19 protein-coding genes are annotated in these 19867 nt (G+C 56.2%); 6 read left to right on the top strand and 13 right to left on the bottom strand.

The window, feature by feature from the left end; translation table 11 throughout:
* Window positions 1-32 precede the first annotated feature (32 nt).
* The 5 genes from RSQ48_RS08140 (at window position 33) to RSQ48_RS08120 (ending at window position 4285) form a co-directional block, all read left to right on the top strand.
* The gene (locus tag RSQ48_RS08140) at window positions 33-518 is read left to right on the top strand and encodes a curli production assembly/transport protein CsgE (protein ID WP_059317666.1); all 486 of its coding nucleotides are present in this window, start codon (window positions 33-35) and stop codon (window positions 516-518) included.
* A gap of 15 nt (window positions 519-533) precedes the next feature.
* Window positions 534-968: a curli assembly protein CsgF gene (locus tag RSQ48_RS08135; protein ID WP_003800325.1), complete on the top strand. Its 435-nt coding sequence runs from the start codon at window positions 534-536 to the stop codon at window positions 966-968.
* Window positions 965-1933: a CsgG/HfaB family protein gene (locus RSQ48_RS08130; protein WP_415302324.1), complete on the top strand. Its 969-nt coding sequence runs from the start codon at window positions 965-967 to the stop codon at window positions 1931-1933. Before RSQ48_RS08135 ends, RSQ48_RS08130 begins: the two co-directional genes overlap by 4 nt.
* A gap of 89 nt (window positions 1934-2022) precedes the next feature.
* A complete protein-coding gene (locus RSQ48_RS08125) occupies window positions 2023-3132 on the top strand; it encodes a curlin-associated protein (protein ID WP_415302323.1) in 1110 nt (369 codons plus the stop codon).
* Window positions 3133-3520: 388 nt separating this feature from the next.
* Window positions 3521-4285 carry a response regulator transcription factor gene (locus RSQ48_RS08120; protein ID WP_059317669.1) on the top strand — a complete coding sequence of 255 codons (765 nt, stop codon included), beginning with the start codon at window positions 3521-3523 and terminating at the stop codon, window positions 4283-4285.
* Between the two features lie 17 nt (window positions 4286-4302).
* Here the strand turns inward: RSQ48_RS08120 and sufT are convergent, their stop codons facing one another.
* From sufT to RSQ48_RS08080, 8 genes are read right to left on the bottom strand one after another with little or no spacing between them, the layout of a single operon-like run.
* Window positions 4303-4863, bottom strand: a complete 561-nt coding sequence (gene sufT, locus RSQ48_RS08115) for a putative Fe-S cluster assembly protein SufT (protein WP_059317670.1) — start codon at window positions 4861-4863, stop codon at window positions 4303-4305.
* A gap of 15 nt (window positions 4864-4878) precedes the next feature.
* Window positions 4879-5331, bottom strand: a complete 453-nt coding sequence (gene sufU / locus RSQ48_RS08110; protein WP_003800334.1) for a Fe-S cluster assembly sulfur transfer protein SufU — start codon at window positions 5329-5331, stop codon at window positions 4879-4881.
* The gene (locus tag RSQ48_RS08105; RefSeq protein WP_003800337.1) at window positions 5332-6579 is read right to left on the bottom strand and encodes a cysteine desulfurase; all 1248 of its coding nucleotides are present in this window, start codon (window positions 6577-6579) and stop codon (window positions 5332-5334) included. It abuts the gene before it with no gap.
* On the bottom strand, window positions 6576-7883 hold the full coding sequence (gene sufD, locus RSQ48_RS08100) for a Fe-S cluster assembly protein SufD (protein WP_059317671.1): 1308 nt from the start codon (window positions 7881-7883) through the stop codon (window positions 6576-6578). The genes RSQ48_RS08105 and sufD overlap by 4 nt, the downstream gene beginning before the upstream one ends.
* Window positions 7880-8659: a Fe-S cluster assembly ATPase SufC gene (gene sufC / locus RSQ48_RS08095; RefSeq protein ID WP_003800343.1), complete on the bottom strand. Its 780-nt coding sequence runs from the start codon at window positions 8657-8659 to the stop codon at window positions 7880-7882. Before sufC ends, sufD begins: the two co-directional genes overlap by 4 nt.
* Before the next feature lie 13 nt (window positions 8660-8672).
* Complete coding sequence (sufB, locus tag RSQ48_RS08090) at window positions 8673-10121, bottom strand: Fe-S cluster assembly protein SufB (RefSeq protein ID WP_003800345.1); 1449 nt, start codon at window positions 10119-10121, stop codon at window positions 8673-8675.
* Window positions 10118-10612, bottom strand: coding sequence for an SUF system Fe-S cluster assembly regulator (locus tag RSQ48_RS08085; protein ID WP_003800349.1), 495 nt, complete (start codon window positions 10610-10612; stop codon window positions 10118-10120). The genes sufB and RSQ48_RS08085 overlap by 4 nt, the downstream gene beginning before the upstream one ends.
* A gap of 60 nt (window positions 10613-10672) precedes the next feature.
* Complete coding sequence (locus tag RSQ48_RS08080) at window positions 10673-12454, bottom strand: ABCB family ABC transporter ATP-binding protein/permease (protein WP_059317672.1); 1782 nt, start codon at window positions 12452-12454, stop codon at window positions 10673-10675.
* Window positions 12455-12967: 513 nt separating this feature from the next.
* Here RSQ48_RS08080 and RSQ48_RS08075 point away from each other — a divergent pair.
* Complete coding sequence (locus tag RSQ48_RS08075) at window positions 12968-14662, top strand: anti-sigma factor domain-containing protein (RefSeq protein WP_240208729.1); 1695 nt, start codon at window positions 12968-12970, stop codon at window positions 14660-14662.
* Here the strand turns inward: RSQ48_RS08075 and RSQ48_RS08070 are convergent.
* The 5 genes from RSQ48_RS08070 to pheS all read right to left on the bottom strand — a co-directional run bounded on the left by RSQ48_RS08070 (window position 14637) and on the right by pheS (window position 19836).
* Window positions 14637-15449, bottom strand: coding sequence for a ferritin-like domain-containing protein (locus RSQ48_RS08070; protein WP_415302322.1), 813 nt, complete (start codon window positions 15447-15449; stop codon window positions 14637-14639). The genes RSQ48_RS08075 and RSQ48_RS08070 overlap by 26 nt on opposite strands.
* Before the next feature lie 66 nt (window positions 15450-15515).
* Window positions 15516-15920 (bottom strand): MerR family transcriptional regulator, encoded by a 405-nt coding sequence (locus tag RSQ48_RS08065; RefSeq protein ID WP_003800357.1) that lies wholly within the window; start codon window positions 15918-15920, stop codon window positions 15516-15518.
* Between the two features lie 77 nt (window positions 15921-15997).
* Window positions 15998-16321, bottom strand: coding sequence for an integration host factor subunit alpha (locus tag RSQ48_RS08060; protein WP_059317675.1), 324 nt, complete (start codon window positions 16319-16321; stop codon window positions 15998-16000).
* A gap of 9 nt (window positions 16322-16330) precedes the next feature.
* Window positions 16331-18736, bottom strand: coding sequence for a phenylalanine--tRNA ligase subunit beta (gene pheT, locus RSQ48_RS08055; RefSeq protein ID WP_219235987.1), 2406 nt, complete (start codon window positions 18734-18736; stop codon window positions 16331-16333).
* A 77-nt stretch (window positions 18737-18813) separates the two neighbouring features.
* Complete coding sequence (gene pheS, locus RSQ48_RS08050) at window positions 18814-19836, bottom strand: phenylalanine--tRNA ligase subunit alpha (protein ID WP_003800363.1); 1023 nt, start codon at window positions 19834-19836, stop codon at window positions 18814-18816.
* Window positions 19837-19867: the final 31 nt, after the last annotated feature.

The raw sequence follows: 19867 nt of genomic DNA, 5'->3' as shown, positions 1-19867 counted from the left end.
AGCCGTAAGGCGAGGGAACAAGAGGTGCTGCAATGACAAAACCATACCAACAAGGGGCCGTGCTGCTGGCAATGCTGTGTGTTATGGGCAGCAGCGAAGCACAACCCGGCAAAGGCACCGGCAAGCCCAAACCGGCCAACTTCATGGAAGCCATCCAGCAGGCTGAAGTGGTACGCAAGAACCTGTTTGACGATCCGCTCTCGGGCATCGTCATCAACCGCACCGTAACGGTGCAAGGGCACGACTTTTACCGCTACTTCAGCAATCGCTGGCGCGAGCTGAGCGGTGCCAGTCCTTTCACCCTGACGGTGGTGGAACGACCGTCGGCCCGCTGGGGTAGCGAAATCTGGGTCGAATACCGCCGCCAGCGCATGTATCACGCTTTTCTCGCACCGGCGCGCTCCGGCACAAAAAAGACCAGTGAGCGAGCCGTAGATCTGGTTCTGGAAAACGTCAATAAAAGCGAAATCGAACGCGTACTGACCAACAACCCGGACCTTGCACCGGACGAACTTTAATAAGAGAGACATAACGTGAAGACTTTCCTGCCCCTTGCCTCCGCTCTGCTGGCCGGTTCGCTATTTGCCCCCGTCCATGCGACCGAACTGATCTATACCCCTGTCAATCCGAATTTCGGCGGCAGCCCGCTCAATGGGCAGTGGCTACTGAACTCGGCCCAGGTCACCAACAAGCACACGGACCCAGCAGCCGAAGACCTGAGTTCGACCTTTGAGCAGCGCACCCCCTTCCAGGACTTCAACGATCAGTTGGAGCGCTCGGTACTCAGCCGTCTGGCCTCGGCCGCATCCTCACAGTTTGTGGACAGCAATGGAAAATTTGTACCGGGCACCTTCGAGACCGGCAGCTTTACGGTCAGCGTCGTTGATGTCGGCGGCGGAGCACTGACGATCACCACCACGGACCGGATCACCGGCGCTTCCACTACTTTCCGGGTGATGCAGCCATGATGAGCCCGTTGACCATCCTGAACGCCCGCCCAGCGCGCCTGCTCAGCGTGCTGGCCATGGCCTCGGCCCTGGCGGCCTGTGCCCTGCCCTCCACCCCCGCCGACGTCAAAAGTTCCGCCTACCTGACGCCCGCCTCGCCAGCCACGCACGATCTGCTGGAGCTGCCAGCGCCCGCGCAGCGCCTGACCGTGGCCGTCTATGGGTTTCGTGACCAGACTGGCCAATACAAGCCCAATCCGGACAGCTCCTTTTCCACCTCAGTCACCCAGGGAGCCGCCGCCCTACTGGTCAAAGCCTTGCGTGATTCGCGTTGGTTCACTCCGGTCGAGCGCGAAAGCTTACAGGAACTGCTGACCGAGCGGCGCATCGTGCGCGCCCTGGACGGATCGCAAGAAAACGGCCAACGCACCGCCATTAATATCCCCCCGCTGGCCCCGGCCGAAATCATGATGGACGGAGGCATCATCTCCTATGAAAGCAATGTGCGCACCGGCGGCGCGGGCGCACGCTTTCTAGGCGTAGGCCTGTCTACCCAGTATCGGGTCGACCAAGTCACAGTCAACCTACGCGCCATTGATGTACGCACCGGCAACATTTTGCAAAGCGTGTCCACCACCAAGACCATCTTTTCCTACGAAATCCGCCCTAGCGTCTACAAGTTCGTGAACTTCAAAGACCTGCTGGAAATCGAGGCCGGGGTGACCAACAACGAACCGGCCCAGCTCTCGGTCAAAGAGGCAATTGAATCGGCGGTTGTGCATCTGATCGTGCAAGGCATGAGGGAAGGTCAATGGCGCCTGCAAAACGAGGCTGACCGTAACAACCCCATCGTGCAGAACTACATGAAGCAAAACGAAACTTACCGCAACCTGCGCACCCAGGCCGCTGTGGTCGATCCTCAAGCCGCGCAAGCCAATGCTGCCACAAGTGATGAGGTGCAGACCGCCCCCGTCTCCGGCAGTTGAACACGAGCAGACAGCGCGGTGGTTCCGAGAAGACCGGCCACCGCTCTCTTTCCTGACAACGGTCTTCGACATGCACTGAGGAGAAGTATATGAACGGCAAACTGTCCACATTGGCTATTGCCCTGGGCACCGCGCTGGCCCTGCCCACACTGGCGCTGGCTGACAACGCCACCGTGACGCAGACCGGCAGCTTTAATAAAGGTGTAGTTCTTCAAAACCACAACACCAACGCCAACGCGAGCATCGACGTGAAGGGAGACCGCAACGACGACTACATCAATCAGTGGGACAACGGTACGGTTCGCACTACCGTGAAGGTCATCAACGGCAACGGCAACAAGGCCGTGGTGGAACAAAGCCGCAGCGGCGGCAACTCCACGATCACCATCACTCAATCGCGCAATCGCAACGACGCTTTCGCCAGCCAATGGGAGGCCAATGGGTCGCAAATCGGCATCAAGCAATTGCGCTCGGACAATAAGGCGGTTGTGGAACAAGTCCGCAGCGCCGGTGACCAAGCCTGGGTAAACCAAACGGGGCAAATGGGCGATGCCTATGTCAATCAATACCGAACCCGTGATGCACTGGCTGTCATCAACGACAGCGGCGAGCGCAACGACTCGGTCATCGAGCAAAACAACAGCAGCAATGTCAACGCCTTCATTACCCAGTCGGGATACAAAGGGGATGCATACATCAATCAATATAAAAGCACGGGCTCGACGGCCAGCATCACCGATAGCGGCAAGTACGACAACGGCGTTATCGATCAGTGGAATGTCTCCAACTCGAACGCCTCTATCGTCCAGGGTGGCGGCCACAAGAATGATGCCACCATCAGCCAAACTGGTACGTGGTGGGGCAATTCGGATCGCCTGCATGCCAGTATTGTCCAGAGCGGCTCGCATAACAAAGCTGTCACTGAACAGGCCGGCTACAGCAACGATAGCAACATCATCCAAAGTGGCTTGGGTAATGACGCCTACAACTCCCAAGCAGGGATCGGCAACGATTCCTACATCAGCCAGGGCGGCGGCTATAACCAGGCCGTGGTTACCCAGGTCGGTTTCAACCTGGATTCGTCGGTAACGCAGAACGGTTGGGGCAATCGCACCCAAGTGGTGCAAAGCGGCCTAAACCATAACAGCACCGTCACCCAGACGGGTAATTTCAACAATGCGTATGTCAACCAGCATTAACCGGCTAATGTAAGCCACCTGTCAGCGGCAATATGTTATATAGTAGGCGCCGCTGACAACCCTCAAATCATTGATACGTAAGGGATTTAAGGGTTATGGAGCGTAGGAGTAACCCGAATTTATAAGGCTATTCAAATAGCCAATCCGCGCTTTTCGGCACAAACTGACATTTAAAACATCAAATTTTGACAAATACAAAACATTTTTAACAATTTCAAATAATTCGTCAGCCCTGAGTGCGACTCGCCGCCGGATAATTAGGCCGCACAACGGGTATAGAGAAACGAAAACACACATAACTACCAAAGAAAATGACACATGCAACCCAACAAAAGGCTTATTCAACACAATGACATAGAGCCTATATACGCAGTGAGGGAGATACAAAATGACAACAATTATCGTCGTGGAACCACACACCTTATTCAGGTTAGGTATCATACGACTGCTGGCAGACACTCTGCCCAGCGCGGAACTGCTCAGCATGGACTACGAGTCAATGGAGACAGGTCTGCAAACACGACGTTGTGAGTTGCTGCTATTGTCGGTACCTTCCGCCGAGGCCTGTATGAAGCTGCTAGCTGATGTACGCCGCAGTCTGCAGCCTAGCGCCGTACTCTTGATGGCCGAATCCCACTACGCCTTACCGGCAATTCAGGACATGCCTGCCGGCGTCATGGGGCATTTACTCAAGACCGCCACGCCGGAATTGATGGCGGCTACCATCAATCTGGTATTGGCAGGCGGTTCCTGTTTTCCATCGCCTGCGCCCCAGCGTCAACCGACCTCAATGGCCACGCCTACAAACCAGCCTTCGAGCCCATTGCCTTCTAAAGCGGAGCCCGACAGGCTGATTACGTCCTACGAACCTGAACGCTGGCCACCCGTCAATCGAGAAATCGACCCTCTTGACGAAGCACGGCTACTGGGTCTGACGCCTCGCCAGTACGAGGTGCTTGTGCTATTGGCTCGTGGCATGACCATCAAGGGCGTGGCCCGGCAGTTGAATATTTCGTCGGCCACGGCCAAGGCGCATGCCGAAACCCTTTATATACGAATGAACGTACATAATCGCAACGAGGCTGTCTATCGCGCGGTTTCCAAAGGGGCCAGGCTCGGGATGCCCAGCTCCCACATGGAAAAAGCCTGCTGATCGCAGGCTTTTCAAAATTACAACATACCCAGTTGCAAACGGGCGGATTCGCTCATTCGCTCACGACTCCACGGCGGGTCCCAGACAAGATCAACCACGGCCTTCTCGACACCCTGAATCGTTTCCAGCTTGTAGCGAGCCTCGTCCGCAATCATGGTCCCCATTCCGCAGCCGGGGGCTGTCAACGTCATTTCCATCGTAATGGAAAAGGTTTCGGGCCCCGTCTTAGTCACGTGACAGGCATACACCAGTCCCAGATTGACGATATCAACCGGAATCTCGGGATCGTACACACTGGACAGTACAATCCAGGCGGCATCTTCAATGGTTTTTTCACTCAGCGGCAGTTCAGGGACAAAGACCTCAGGCTTGTCCTGAGACTCAAAACCCAAGGCATCGGCATCGACGCCCTCAATCCGGTAAAGATTGCCTTCCACCATGACGGTATAACTACCACCCAGCTTCTGGGTAATCGTCGCCGTACACCCCGCCTCGATGGTGACGGGAGCGCCGTAAGGAATGCTCACTGCCGGGCAGTCCCGACTGACCAGCACATCATGTCGTTCAAAGTAACTCATGGCTTGCTTGCGCCTTTATTCCGTTTGCGCGGTTTCTTTGGCCTGATTGATGGCGTTGTGCAGGGTATGCCAGGCCAACGTGGCACATTTAACCCGTGCAGGAAATTCACGCACACCCGATAACACTTCCAGCTTGCCCAGGTCCCGATCTGGATGAGCCTCTGTCAGCATGGCATGCATATCTTGAAAGAGCGACTCAAACTCAGCCAGAGTCAGACCTTTAACAGCTTCGGTCATCAAGGACGCCGACGCCTTGGAAATGGCACAGCCATGACCCACAAAGCTGACTTTCTGCACAATGCCGTCTTCGACAACGGCATATACCGCCAGCTGATCCCCGCACAAAGGGTTGTGGCCATTGGCGAAATGGCTGGCATTTTCTATTACTTCAAAGTTACGCGGGCTACGGTTGTGGTCGAAAATGACCTCTTGGTAAAGCTCGCGCAGCCCGTTGAAATCCTGGCTCATTTAGCCAACTCCAAATAATTTTTGCGCTTTGCGCAGGCTGCCCAGCAAAGCATCAATATCAGCGTAATCGTTGTACAGGGCAAAAGAAGCACGCGCCGTACCCGGGATGCCAAACCGCGTCATCAAAGGCATGGCACAGTGGTGACCGGCACGCACTGCTACCCCATCCATATCCAGGATAGTACCCAGGTCGTGCGGATGAATACCGTCAACCAGGAAAGACACAATCCCAGCCTTGTGTTCCGCCGTCCCGATAATGCGAATGCCAGGCATGGCCAGCAAGGCTTCGGTGGCGTAATCCAGCAGCAGTGCTTCGTGGTCGGCAATACGCTGCATGCCAATACGCATCAAATAATCGATGGCGGCAGCCATGGTAATGGCACCAGCGATATTGGGCGTCCCCGCTTCAAAACGCTGCGGCACGGGCGCGTAATTGCTTTTTTCAAAGCTGACAGTGGTGATCATGTCACCGCCACCCATCCAGGGTGACATGCTGTCCAAAATGTCGTAGCGCACATACAAGGCGCCCATGCCGGTTGGCCCGTAAAGCTTGTGAGCCGAAAATGTATAAAAATCGGCATCCAGGGCTTGCACGTCCACCACACCGTGGGGGACGGACTGGGCACCATCCACCAGCACCTTGGCGCCGACCGCATGGGCCTGACGCGTCATTTCAGCAATGGGGTTAATCGTCCCCAGCGCATTGGAGACATGGACCACGGCCAGCAGGCGGGTTTTCTCATTGAGCAGTTGCTGGAATGCTTCCTGATCCAATTCACCGTTGTCCAGCACGGGCACCACGCGGATGATGGCGCCGGTACGCTGGGCAACCAGCTGCCAGGGCACGATGTTGGAGTGATGCTCCAGACCTGTCAGCAAGATCTCGTCGCCTGCCTTCAAGTTATCCATGCCCCAGCTGTAGGCGACCAGATTAATGGATTCCGTGGTGCCACGCGTAAATACAATCTCTTCATCACGGGCGGCATTCAGAAATGCCCGCACTGTACTTCTGGCCTGATCGTACAGCTCAGTAGCATGTTGAGACAGCCAATGCACACCCCGATGGATATTCGCATTGGACTGCTCATAGAATCGCGCCTCGGCCTCAATGACCGAACGCGGCTTTTGCGTCGTCGCACCGTTATCCAGATAGGACAAGCGTTGCCCCCGGATCGGGCGGGCTAGGATGGGAAAATCCTCGCGGTGATTCAGCAAACCAGCAGCAGTTACGGGCATGGGCGCATTCATGCAAGATCTCCAAGGGCGAGCCCGCCCGGCAACAACGCATTAATACCGACAGTGGCACGGCTACGCAGGCTTTCAGACGCAATGCGCTCCAAGGACTGGGCGGCAAATGCATAAATCAGCATATTGCGGGCATCTTCCATGCTCATGCCTCGCGAGCGCAGATAGAACAGGCTATCGGCATCCAGTTGGCCCACCGTGGCCCCGTGAGCACACTTGACGTCGTCAGCGTAGATTTCCAGCTCGGGGCGGGAATCTGCCCGCGCCATCTTGGACAAGAGCAAGCTGTCCGAACGCTGTACCGAATCCGTACCATCGGCACCCTTGCCCACCAGCACACGACCACTGAACACACCGCGGGCGGTGTCTGCCAGAATACCGCGGTAGAACTCACGACTTTGGCAGTTGGGCTGGGCATGGTCAATCAGTGTGTTGTGGTCGACATGACGACGACCATCCACAAAGTACAAGCCGTTAAACAAGGTTTCGCAACGCTCGCCGTTGAAAACGGTAGCAATATCGTTACGGGCAATACGGGCACCGAAGGACAGCGAGTGCGAATTGAATACCGAGCCGCGACCTTGCTGCACATCGATGGCCGCCAGGTGAAAGTCTTGCAGCGCTTCCTGCTGCAACTTCATGTGCGTCAGATTGGCATCTGGAGCCACGTTCAGACGAGTCACGACGCTGCTCAAGGACGCATCCATGCCGTCCTGACCTACGTAGTGCTCAACCACCGTTGCACTGGCACCCGACTCCAGAGAGATCAGGTTACGCGTAAAGCTGGCGCTGCCCCCTTGGGTGCGAACAAAAACCAAATGGACCGGTTGCTCCAGGTGCTTGCCAGCGGCGATATGCAAGGCGGCACCATCCTGAGCCAAGGCCAGGTTCAAGGCTGCGGTCGAAGCGCCCTGGGACTCATCACCGTAAGCCTGCTGCAACCAGTCTGCATCGCGCTCCAGACAGGCGCTGAGCGACGCCAAACGCACACCAGCGGGCAATTCATCCAGGTGCGACAGCGCCGCATCGTAGTGACCATCCACAAAGACCAGGAAGTACCCGTCCTCTTGTTGGCGCACCGACGCCACCAGCTCCGCTGCCGACGCTGATTTGCGTGGTGCGAAGCTTTGTTGTTCCAGCAAAGCCAAGGAGGTGTGATGCCAGGCTTCAATGCGTGTGGTTGGCCAGCCTTCTTGTTCGAAACGCTCCAGCGCACGCTGACGCACAGCGCTTAGCCATGGCAGACCGGCTCCAGGTGCTTGTGCAGCCTGAGCGGCAAAGCTGTTGACCCAATCCGGCAGACTCATACCGCAGCTCCCTTGGCTTTCTGTTCGGCCTCTGCTTGTTCCAGCACCCAGCCGTAGCCACGCTCTTCCAGTTCCAGGGCCAACTCACGGCCACCGGAACGAATGATCTTGCCACCGGCCAAAACGTGCACAAAGTCAGGCACGATGTAATCCAGCAGACGTTGGTAGTGAGTGATCACCAGCAAGGAACGCTCGGGGGAACGCAGACGGTTCACGCCGTCAGCCACCACGCGCAAAGCGTCAATATCCAGACCGGAGTCGGTTTCGTCCAGAATGGCCAGCTTGGGCTCCAGCAGACTCATTTGCAGAACTTCATTGCGTTTCTTTTCGCCGCCGGAAAAGCCTTCGTTCACCGAGCGGTACAGAAACTCTTCACGCATACCTACAATCTTCATTTCCTCTTTCACGCGCTTGAGGAAGTCCATGGCGTCCAGCTCAGGCAGACCCTGATGACGACGCACGGCGTTCACCGAAGCACGCAGGAAATAGGCGTTGGACACACCGGGAATTTCGATGGGGTACTGGAATGCCAGGAACAGACCGGAACGGGCGCGGTCTTCAATCTTCATTTCCAGCAGGTCTTGACCCAGCCAATCAACCGAACCACCTTCCACGGTGTAGTCTTCACGACCCGCCAGAACCTGGGACAAGGTGCTCTTGCCCGAGCCGTTCGGACCCATGATGGCGTGAACTTCACCGGGTTTGATTTCCAGGTTCAGGCCTTTAAGGATAGGTTTATCTTCAACCGAAGCGCGCAAATCTTTAATCGTCAGCATTTCATTATTCTCCTTAACCTACACTGCCTTCCAAGCTGACGCCGAGCAAATTCTGTGCTTCGACCGCAAACTCCATGGGCAATTCTTTAATCACTTCTTTACAAAAGCCGTTCACGATCATGGAGACGGCGTCTTCGGCTGTCAGGCCGCGCTGCATGGCATAAAAGAGCTGATCCTCTCCAATACGCGAAGCCGTCGCCTCGTGTTCCACACTGGCACTGGGATTCTGCACTTCCATTGTCGGGAAGGTATGCGCAGCGCAGCGCTTGCCAATCAGCAGCGAATCACACTGAGTGTAATTGCGGGCGTTCTCTGCCTTGGGAGTAATCCGCACCAAACCACGATAGGTATTGATGCCCTGGCCGGCCGAAATCCCCTTGGAGATAATCGTGCTGCGGGTATTGCGCCCCATATGGATCATCTTGGTGCCGGTGTCCGCTTGCTGACGGTGATTGCTCAGGGCGACCGAGTAGAACTCCCCTTGGGAGTCATCGCCACGCAGCACCACGCTGGGGTATTTCCAGGTAATGGCCGAGCCGGTTTCAACCTGCGTCCAGGAGATGTGCGAACGTGCGCCACGGCATTCGCCACGCTTGGTGACGAAGTTGTAAATACCGCCTACGCCGTCCTTGTCACCGGGGTACCAGTTTTGCACGGTCGAGTACTTGATCTTGGCGTCGTCCAACGCGACCAGCTCCACGACCGCAGCGTGCAATTGGTTTTCATCGCGCATCGGCGCCGTACAGCCTTCCAGGTAACTGACCGACGCGCCCTCTTCCGCAATGATCAAGGTGCGCTCGAACTGGCCGGTGTCGCGGGCATTGATACGGAAATAAGTGGACAGCTCCATGGGGCAGCGCACCCCTTTGGGGATGTACACAAAGGAACCATCAGAGAACACAGCCGAGTTCAGTGCGGCATAGAAGTTGTCGCTGGGAGGGACCACCGTGCCCAGGTACTTTTTGACCAGTTCCGGATATTCACGTACCGCTTCGGAAAAGGAACAGAAGATCACGCCCACTTCTTCCAGTTCCTTGCGGAAGGTGGTGGCCACCGAGACCGAGTCAAACACGGCGTCAACGGCCACACCGGCCAGACGTGCGCGTTCGTGCAGGGGCACACCCAGTTTTTCATAGGTGCGCAACAGTTCAGGATCGACCTCATCCAGGCTCTTGGGACCATCGGCCTTGCTTTTGGGCGCGGAGTAGTAACTGATGTCCTGAAAGTCGATTGGCGGGTACTCCACAATCGACCACTTGGGGTACTTCATGGTCAGCCACTGGCGGTAAGCAGCCAGGCGCCATTCCAGCATGAACTCCGGTTCGCGTTTTTTCGCGGACAGGAAACGGATGACGTCTTCGTTCAAACCTTTCGGTATGGTTTCAGACTCGATGTCGGTGACAAAGCCTGCCTCGTAATCACGATCGAGGAAGGTGTCCAGATGTTCGTTGACGGTACTCATTCGGTTAACTCCACGTTGGAGGTGTTCGCCTTGTTTCTGTTTTTCAATTCGGGACCCGGCTTGTGTGTCAGGGGAAACTCGTTAACGGGCACGCGTATCATGTCTGCAACACTGACCTCTTCCAAGGTACGCCGGACAATATCGTTGATACGCTGCCAGTTACTGCGTATGTGGCAGTCTGACTCCACGGAACAGGCTCCAGGAGTGGCAACACATTCGGTCAAGCCAAAGGGCTGATCTTCCAGTGCATCAATAATCTGCGCTACACTTATCTGTTTGGCGGGGCGGCCCAACACATACCCTCCGCGTGCGCCTCGACTACTGATTACCAGTTCATGCTGGCCCAGCAGTTTAAGCACCTTGCTGACAGTTGGTTGGCCCAAACCCAGGATGGCGGCCAAGTCAGACGCACTGAACACACGGTCTGGATCGCCAGCCATGTGTGTCAGCACCAAAGTGCCGTAATCAATGATTTTACTGATTCGCAGCATTCCTTCTCTCTGAACAGGTCGTAGAACTATATAGTACTGCTTTGGTACTATATGGTCAAATTATCCCTGCAGACTTTGCTGGATATTCCACATACGGGCATAGGCGCCATCCAGGGCTAAAAGTTCGTTGTGCGTGCCCTGCTCCACGATCTGGCCACGCTCCAGAACCAGGATCAGATCTGCGTCCGTAATCGTGGACAGGCGGTGGGCAATGATCAAGGTGGTACGGTCACGGGCGATCTCATTGAGTTCGGCCTGAATGGCCCGCTCCGTACGCGTATCCAGCGCACTGGTCGCTTCATCCAGGATCAGCACCGGCGGGTTTTTCAGCAAGGTACGAGCAATCGCCACGCGCTGTTTCTCACCCCCGGACAACTTCAGTCCACGCTCGCCCACCACGGTCTCGTAGCCATCCGGCAGGCTTTGAATAAAGTCATGAATACTGGCAGCACGGGCAGCGGCAACAATCTGCTCCTTGCTGGCATCGGGACGACCATACGCAATATTGTGCAAAATCGTATCGTTAAACAGCACCGTGTCTTGCGGAACGATACCAATATGGCGACGCAGACTCTCTTGTGTCCACTCGTTTAGCGCACGGTCATTAAACAGAATCCGCCCGGCGGTCACATCGTAAAAACGAAACAACAGACGCGACAAGGTGGACTTGCCCGCCCCTGAAGCCCCCACCACGGCCACCGTCTTGCCTGCCGGAATCTCGAAACTCAGGTTCTGGATAACCGTGCGACGCTTATCGTAGGCAAAACTGACGTTCTCAAAACGCACACTGGCCTGTGTACAGGACAACTCTTGGGCATTGGGTGCGTCCGTCACCTCCTGCTTGCGGCGCAGCAGGGAGAACAAACGCTCCATGTCCGCCAGGGAGTTCTTGATCTCGCGATATACAAATCCCAGAAAATTCAGCGGTGCGTACAGCTGAGTCAGAAAGGCCGAGACCAACACCACATCCCCTACCGTCATGGATCCGGCCAACACCCCTTGCGCAGACATGAACAACAAAGCGGTAACGCCAATACTGATGATAGAGGCTTGCCCGATATTGAGCAGGTTCAGCGATACCTGATTACGGACGGCAGCCTGCACCCACTGACCCATATTCTGGTCATAACGATTGATTTCATACTCCTCGTTGCCAAAATACTTCACGGTTTCATAGTTGAGCAAAGCATCAATGGCACGGGAGTTGGCACGGCTGTCCAGATCATTCATGGTGCGCCGATAACGCATGCGCCGCTCCGTGACCAGCAGGGTAAAGACAATATAAGTCGCAATGGTTCCCAAGGTGACGGCCGCAAAGGTCCAGTCATAGCGCCAGAGCAAAATGCCGCACACCAGGGCGATTTCCAGCAGGGTGGGCAAAATATTGAAAACCAGAAAATTGAGCAAAAAGCTGACGCCCTTGGTGCCCCGCTCAATATCCCGGCTTAACCCACCCGTCTGGCGCTCGGTATGAAAACGCAGTGACAGATCCAGCAGATGCCGAAAGACATTATTGGCAATCAGGCGAACTGCGCCTTGCGTTACCCGTGCAAACAGGGCATCGCGGATTTCCCCCAAGGCACTGGAGGCCAGCCGCACCGCCCCATATCCGAGCAGCGCCGCCACAGGCAGCATCAGCGCCGTAGCCGGCAGACTCAAAGCATCGATGACCTGCTTTAAGTAGATGGGCATCAGGACGGTGGCCACTTTCGCCAGAATCAGGCAGGCCAAGGCCACAACCACGCGGGTTTTGAAACGCCAAACGTAAGGAAATAGAGATTTCAGGGTGCTCAAACCACCGGAGACACCATCAAGCACTTCAGGACGAGGAGGCACACGCAATAGAGTCGCGTTCAATAGCAAAAGGCCAAAGAACAGCGGACAGGTTCAAAAGAGGTTGCAGCACAAAGCTGAAATCAAGGTCAAACTGGCAGCATGCCCAGTCCACACACAGCCAGACTCCTGAGCTGTCCTTGATACGAATACAACAAAACGATTAGCCGCCTACTTTTCCTGCCAGATGAGCAGGCGTCAGGCAATCATCAAGTATAGCTCCGGGCACCTGACTCCTACACCAAGACCCTAACGCCGGCGTGCTTGTTTCAAGCCACATTGCTCCAAAAAGTGCTGTGCATCCAGCAGCCCGGTGGAACGAATGCACAGGATTGGCTCCCCATTCCCGACATCTCTGCCATTGCAATGAAAATGCTGGCAATCCAGCACTTTGTTACCTTCCGGCCTTCTGCGAAAGGCATACAATACCTGCTTGTCCGAAACGGGTACCCATCCGATCAGAATGGCGCCTGAGACACGGGCAACTGGCTTATAAATTCCTTTACCGTGCAAAAGTCATCCATGCCGTCTTCTTCTTTCTCGTATTCTTCTTCCCTGGATCAGTTAGCCGCACAGGACAGCCAGGCGCTGGATGTGCTGTACGACCGGGAAGCACCCTTGATGCTGGCTTTGGGCCAGGCCGTTTTGGGTCGCCGCATTGATGCTGAAGAGGTTCTGCGCGACAGCTTTGTCCTGTTGTGGAAAAATGCCGCAGGCTACGACCCCGATCTGGGTGAGGGCCGTGCCTGGATTTATAGCATTCTGCGTTTCAGATTGCTGGCCCGTTTACGCCAGCGTACGCAAAGTGGGGATAGCAGTTACGCTTTGCCCGCCATTAAGCCTCAGTCAGGACAACGATTCATTCCCGCCCTGGGGAAACTGGACGGTACCAGTCAACGCGCCATGATTCATGCCTATTTGCATGGCAACAGCTATGAGCAATTAGGCCCTCAACTGAATCGATCCCCCGCTCAGTTGCGCGCCGTGGTTCAGCATGGTCTGCAACAGCTCACCCCTTTAATCAATGAAGGCAATGCCAACGACCCGCGCCATGCCGTCATGATTGGCGAATACACATTGGGCTTGCTTAGTCAGCATGAATTGGCGCAGGCGCACACGCTGATGCAGCAAAATGATCAGGCCGCTCGTCTGGCATTGGCCTGGGAGCAGGCCTGGCTGGAGCTGGTGGATTGTCTGACCCCTACCGTCCCAGCCCCCACCAGTCTGGCGCACATCCACCATACCTTAGGGTTGCCGCCGCCTGCCGCACGCCGTCAGGCAGGCAGCCCGATTAGCCCCGAGAAGGAAGTTCCTGCGTCGCCAGGTGGCGGCGCAGGGGCGATCGCGGCAGCGAACAGCACAGCAGCTAAAACAGAACGTCAGGAACCCAGCATCAAGACCAGCGATGCGATTGACGGCACCGCCAAGCCAGCCATTCGTAATGAACCACGCTGGTCCGCAGACAGCACAAGCGCCACTGACAAGGCCGAGGAGCATGCTCCGCCCTTTCCCACTTTGTTGCGCGCCGACGCTGACCCTGCAGCCAAATCGATGATTCCCACGCCCGACTTGCCCCCTGTCGCGCCGCCCAGAAAAGGAGACAAGAAAAAACCTGCCAACAGCGAAGTGCCCCCCAGCCTGACCAGCGAGAAAAAACCGGCACCCGAGGCCGCAGAGGAAGGAAAAAAAGCGCGTGGCTTTGCAATGCCCTTGCCCCTGCTGCTCGGTGGTTTGGCCGTTGTCGTAATACTAGGTTTGGCCATTGCCCTGTTCATGAACATGAATTCGGAACCACCGGTCAATGTCATTGAAATGAAGCCACGTCAGGCAGCGATCCTACAAGCTCCCGGCCAATCCTCGACGCCTGCCTGGATTGCGACAGTGGACCCGCAAGGAAATGTCCTGCTGGTGCCCAAGGTCAATACCGAAGTTAAAGCCACCCAATCCGTGCAGTTATGGACTCACACGCCCCGTGGGACACAAATCCGCTCCCTGGGTTTGATCGACCCCAATCGTCCCATCACCGTCCCCGCTGCCTTGATCGGCACGGTCGAAGACGAACAGATTTTTGAAATGACGCTGGAAGCCGAGGGAGGCTCCAATAGCGGCGCGCCGGAAGGCCCCGTCCTTTATATAGGCCGCATTGTCAGTTTTGGACAATTGGACAATCTGCCTATCAGCAACAAGGAGGCTAGCTCGTCGGCAACGCGCTCCTGAACGCCGTATCCAGACGTTCCAGCTCATCAATCTCCGCTGCCGTAAAGCCCGCCTCCAGGCGGGCTTTACGATTGAACGGCCCCCGCAGGCGCGGGGCGCGGTAATGCTGCGCCAGTTCACCATAGGTATCGAAATCGGATAAACCCTGCTCCTGGCAGACTTTGCGATACCAGTAGTTCCCCAAGGCCACATGCCCCACCTCATCACGCAAGATGATGGCAATAATGGACGCGGCCTTCTGGTCACCAGCCTCCAGCAGCTTGCTGTGGACCACCGGACACGCGTCCAGACCGCGCGCCTCCAAAGTTCGAGGCACCAAGGCCAGCCGTGCCAGCAAATCGAAGCGGGTTCGCTCTGCCATCTCCCACAGGCCATCATGGACAGGCAAATCGCCGTAGCGGACCCCCAAGGTTTGCAAATGATCGTTTAACAACTCAAAGTGCAAAGCCTCTTCCACCGCAACTTGCAACCAGCCCGCGTAAAACGAATCTGGCAAGCCCGGGTAACGCCATAACACGTCCAAAGCCAGGTTAATGGCATTGAATTCAATATGCGCCAGGGAGTGCAATAAGGCCGCACGCCCCTGAAGGGTGTGTACTGAGCGCCTGGGCACCTGTTGAGGACCGACAAAACGTAAGCCGGGCGGCCTTCCGGGCACACCAGGTGGCTCATCCAGATGCTCATGCGCCCCAACAGGCAAACCAGGGGGAATGGCTCGAACGGCAGCCAGCTTGGCAGCCGGTTCTTGCACCACCAGGGCTTGTAGAGCTCGACGACGTAGATTCACTGTTCATCCTTCCATGAAAAAAGGCCGGCACCCAGGCCGACCTTCCTTCCCACCGACAATCCGGAATTACTGGGCAGAGCCCGGGTCTGTCATGGCCAGGGCCTGATCCAGCATCGCCTGGATCTGTCCCAGATTGGTGCGCAGGGCTTGCATCTCCTGACCGGTCAGACGTACCGCCGCTTCCTGGTCAAACGGCATATCCGGACCATCGCCCAGACGATTGCGTGCGCCGCTGATGGTAAAGCCCTCGTCGTACAGCAAGCCGCGAATCCGGCGAATCAACAGCACTTCATGGTGCTGGTAATAACGTCGGTTACCACGTCGCTTGACAGGCTTTAGCTGTGTAAATTCCTGCTCCCAGTAACGCAAGACATGGGGCTTGACCAGACAAAGCTCGCTGACTTCACCGATGGTGAAATAACGCTTGGCAGGGATAGGAGGCAAGGTCGCCGTTTTTTCGTTTGTGCTCATGGCCACTGATGCTCATCGACAATAGGAATGATTTTACACGTTCAGTCAGGCAAAACTGTACGCAAACGTACCAGGATTTAGTCCCGGTCATCCTCGGGCGCCACCGGTGCGCCTTCAACGACACTCTTGAGCTTTTGACTGGCATGAAAAGTCACCACCCGGCGCGCCGAAATAGGAATGACCTCACCCGTCTTGGGGTTGCGACCAGGACGCGGGGGTTTATCCCGCACCTGAAAATTACCGAAACCGGACAACTTGACCTCTACACCGTCGGCCAGGGAATCGCGGATCTCAGCAAAGAAGGTATCCACGATATCTTTGGCTTCCCGCTTATTCAAACCAACACGTTCAAACAAGAGTTCTGCCAGGTCTGCTTTGGTCAAAGTACGCTCTACGTTCATTGTGTCTCCTTATGCCCGTGCCCGTGCACCATGCGCGGATACCAGTGCCGCCAGCAATGCTTCCAGGCATTGCTCGACACGCTCATCATCCAGCGTGCTTGCGCTGTCCTGCAGCCAGAAACGAATGGCCAGACTCTTTTCCGACGCATCGTTCTTGTCACGCCAGACGTCAAACAACTGAATGTCTTTGACAATTGCCGCGGATGCTACGCTGCGGCGCACTTGATTGAGCGTATCCAGCACCGCTTGATAGGATACGTCTTTATTGACCCAAACTGCCAGATCACGCTGCACCACGGGCTGCTTGGAGATCTCCTGGGCATGCACCACGTCGTCACGCGAAATCGCCTCGACATCCACCTCAAAAACCACCGGGGCCTGGTTCAGACCAAACTCACCCAACCACTGGGGATGGACTTCACCAATCCAGCCTATGGTTTTACCCTCCAGCTTCACACTGGCGCTACGACCAGGATGCAAGGCCGGATGAACTTCAGGTTCAAACCGTACGTGAGCAGCCCGTTGACCCAGCAAGGTCTCCAGGTCCCGTTTGACATCAAAGAAATCCACAGGGCGGTCGGCTTGGCCCCATTGCTCACTCACGACAGAACCCCAGGCCGCCGCCGCAATGCGGTTCGGCTGATGGATGCCGGCCACTGTCAATGCGCCATTTTCTTGCGAAGCATCCCGCAGGAAAACACGGCCAAATTCAAAAACCCGCACACGAGACTGCCGGCGGTTGGCATTGTGTTCGATATTGGCCAACAAACCAGGGATCAAACTGGTGCGCATGACAGCCAACTGACTGGCAATCGGATTGAGCAAGCGAATCGGGTCAGCCTGCCCGTTGATCCCTTTTTCCCAGGACTCTTGCACAAAGGAAAAATTGATGACTTCCTGGTAGTCCTGCCCCGCCATGACAGCACGCAAGGCATGCGGACCGCGCAGGGCTTCCTCAGGAACGCGCATGTGGGCTGCGGCGACTGGAGGAAGATCAGGGATATTTTCAAAGCCATAAATACGAGCGACTTCCTCGATCAGATCCTCTTCGATCGTCAAGTCAAAACGGTAGCTGGGCGGCGTGACGGTAAACACACCGTCGGCGACCGAAAAGCTCAGGCCCAGGCGGGTAAAGATGCTCTCGACCTGATCCTGCTCCAAAGCGATGCCCAGCACACGACGACAGCGCTCCAGACGCATGGCGACAGGCTTGCGCTCCGGCAGGGCCACAATCTGGTCATCCAGGGGGCCAGCCTGACCACCACAAATTTCCAGTATCAAGGCGGTGGTGCGCTCCAGATGCTGGGTAATGGAATCAAAGTCCACGCCCCGCTCAAAACGATGGCTGGCGTCCGATGAAAATTTATAGCGACGGGCACGGCCCATGATGGCTTCCGGCCACCAGAAAGCCCCTTCCAGATACACATCTGTCGTGTCCAGCGTGACGGCACTTTGTTCGCCGCCCATGATACCGGCCATGCTTTGCACTACATCGTTAACCGCGATCACGCCAACATCGGTATCCAGCTCGACGTTCAAACCGCTCAGCAGCTCCAGTTGTTCGCCTTTACGTGCCCAACGCACTTCCAGGCCAGACTGTACGTGCTGCAAATCGAACACGTGCGTAGGACGGCCCAGCTCCAGCATGACGTAATTGGAGATGTCCACCAAAGCAGAGATCGAACGCTGGCCACTACGCTCCAGACGGGTTTTCATCCAGTCCGGGGTTTTCGCACGCGCATTGACGCCACGAATCACACGACCGGCAAAACGGCCACACAGATCAGCGTCTTTCACGGTAACGGAAACGCGATCTTCAATCGTGACAGGAACAGGAGTGAAGTCGGGCAGTGTCAATGGTTCGCCCGTCAGAGCGGCCACTTCACGCGCCACGCCCAGCACGGACAGGCAGTCCGCACGGTTAGGCGTCAATTTCAATTCGATAATCTGGTCGTCCAGATCCAGCAGCTCACGCAGGCTTTGCCCCACGGGTGCGTCCGTATCCAGTACCAGCAAACCATCGTGATCTTGCGACAGACCCAGCTCGCGACCCGAGCACAACATGCCGGCGGATTCCACACCACGCATTTTGACCGGGCCAATTTTCATGCCACCAGGCAGCGTTGCGCCAACACGAGCGACCGGGATCTTGATGCCTTGAGCCGCGTTGGGGGCACCGCACACAATCTGCAGCAGCTTGCCCGAGCCGTCATCGACCTGGCACACGCGCAGGCGGTCAGCGTCGGGATGAGGGGCAATCTCGGCAATAAAGCCAACGACAACATTCTCGAACGCTGGCGCGGCGGCTTGAATTTCTTCAACCTCCAGGCCAGCCATCGTCAGTTGATGACCCAGTTCTTCAGTTCCCAGTTTGGGATTCACAAAGCGGCGCAGCCACGATTCGGAAAATAACATGATGCAAAGATGGAGACGTAAAACGGTGTATACCGGAACCGACCGGGCCTGTCAGGCCCAGCGGCGCGAAACAGGAATCAACGATTGAATTGCTTCAGAAAGCGCAGATCGCCTTCAAAGAACTGGCGTAAATCGTTAACACCATAGCGCAACATAGTCAGGCGCTCCAGCCCGGAACCAAAAGCGAAACCAATGTAACGCTCGGGGTCCAAACCGAAATTGCGCACCACTTGCGGGTGAACCTGCCCGGAGCCCGAGATTTCCAGCCAACGGCCCTTATTGGGACCGGAGGAGAACATCATGTCAATCTCGGCGGATGGCTCGGTAAAGGGGAAAAAAGAAGGTCGAAAACGCACGACCAGATCGTCGCTTTCAAAAAAAGCGCGCAGAAAATTCGTGTAGACGCCTTTCAGATCCGCAAAGGAAATATCCTCGGCAATCCACAAGCCTTCGACCTGATGGAACATGGGCGAGTGAGTGGCATCACTGTCAACGCGATAAGTGCGCCCAGGGGCAATAACCTTGATCGGGGCCTGGTTCATGCGCGCGTATCGCACCTGCATGGGGCTGGTGTGTGTGCGCAGCAAATAAGGCAGACCCTGCTCGTCGTTCATATCGATATAGAACGTATCCTGCATTGAGCGGGCCGGGTGATTCTCTGGATTGTTCAGAGCGGTAAAATTGGTCCAGTCATTTTCGATTTCAGGGCCGTCCGCCACATCAAAACCGATAGAGCGGAAAATGGCCTCGACTCGCTGCCAGGTCTGGATGACCGGATGAATGCCGCCGGTGCCCCGTCCACGGCCAGGCAGAGTCACATCAATCTGTTCTTGAGCCAGACGTTGGTTCAATTGTTCTGCCGCCAAGGCAGCACGACGATCATTGAGCAAATCCTCAATTTCGCGCTTGAGCACATTAATGCTGGCGCCTGCTGCTTTTTTCTGCTCCGGCTCCATCTGGGCAAGGCCTTTCATCAAGGCGGTGATGGCACCTTGTTTGCCCAAAAAGCGGGCTTTGGCGTTTTCCAGCGAGGCGGCGTCCTGAGACTGCTCAAACAAGGCCCGAGCCTGGGCGATCAGATCGTCGTGGGAGGAAGTCATGGCGTGTTACTTTCCAAAAACAAACGGAGCC

The sequence above is a fragment of the Alcaligenes sp. SJTW-7 genome (genome assembly GCF_047716895.1).
GTDB lineage: Bacteria > Pseudomonadota > Gammaproteobacteria > Burkholderiales > Burkholderiaceae_B > Alcaligenes > Alcaligenes ammonioxydans.
Note: the sequence above shows the minus strand (reverse complement) of the source record. Positions and strands in the feature narration are given on the sequence as shown.

What these genes read in the sequence shown, in the direction of transcription:
- RSQ48_RS08140 (WP_059317666.1), top strand. Translation starts at nt 33, where the DNA reads ATGACAAAACCATACCAACAAGGGGCCGTGCTGCTGGCAATGCTGTGT.
- RSQ48_RS08130 (WP_415302324.1), top strand. Translation starts at nt 965, where the DNA reads ATGATGAGCCCGTTGACCATCCTGAACGCCCGCCCAGCGCGCCTGCTC.
- RSQ48_RS08125 (WP_415302323.1), top strand. Translation starts at nt 2,023, where the DNA reads ATGAACGGCAAACTGTCCACATTGGCTATTGCCCTGGGCACCGCGCTG.
- RSQ48_RS08120 (WP_059317669.1), top strand. Translation starts at nt 3,521, where the DNA reads ATGACAACAATTATCGTCGTGGAACCACACACCTTATTCAGGTTAGGT.
- sufT (WP_059317670.1), bottom strand. Translation starts at nt 4,863, where the DNA reads ATGAGTTACTTTGAACGACATGATGTGCTGGTCAGTCGGGACTGCCCG.
- sufU (WP_003800334.1), bottom strand. Translation starts at nt 5,331, where the DNA reads ATGAGCCAGGATTTCAACGGGCTGCGCGAGCTTTACCAAGAGGTCATT.
- RSQ48_RS08105 (WP_003800337.1), bottom strand. Translation starts at nt 6,579, where the DNA reads ATGAATGCGCCCATGCCCGTAACTGCTGCTGGTTTGCTGAATCACCGC.
- sufD (WP_059317671.1), bottom strand. Translation starts at nt 7,883, where the DNA reads ATGAGTCTGCCGGATTGGGTCAACAGCTTTGCCGCTCAGGCTGCACAA.
- sufC (WP_003800343.1), bottom strand. Translation starts at nt 8,659, where the DNA reads ATGCTGACGATTAAAGATTTGCGCGCTTCGGTTGAAGATAAACCTATC.
- sufB (WP_003800345.1), bottom strand. Translation starts at nt 10,121, where the DNA reads ATGAGTACCGTCAACGAACATCTGGACACCTTCCTCGATCGTGATTAC.
- RSQ48_RS08085 (WP_003800349.1), bottom strand. Translation starts at nt 10,612, where the DNA reads ATGCTGCGAATCAGTAAAATCATTGATTACGGCACTTTGGTGCTGACA.
- RSQ48_RS08075 (WP_240208729.1), top strand. Translation starts at nt 12,968, where the DNA reads ATGCCGTCTTCTTCTTTCTCGTATTCTTCTTCCCTGGATCAGTTAGCC.
- RSQ48_RS08065 (WP_003800357.1), bottom strand. Translation starts at nt 15,920, where the DNA reads ATGAGCACAAACGAAAAAACGGCGACCTTGCCTCCTATCCCTGCCAAG.
- RSQ48_RS08060 (WP_059317675.1), bottom strand. Translation starts at nt 16,321, where the DNA reads ATGAACGTAGAGCGTACTTTGACCAAAGCAGACCTGGCAGAACTCTTG.
- pheT (WP_219235987.1), bottom strand. Translation starts at nt 18,736, where the DNA reads ATGTTATTTTCCGAATCGTGGCTGCGCCGCTTTGTGAATCCCAAACTG.
- pheS (WP_003800363.1), bottom strand. Translation starts at nt 19,836, where the DNA reads ATGACTTCCTCCCACGACGATCTGATCGCCCAGGCTCGGGCCTTGTTT.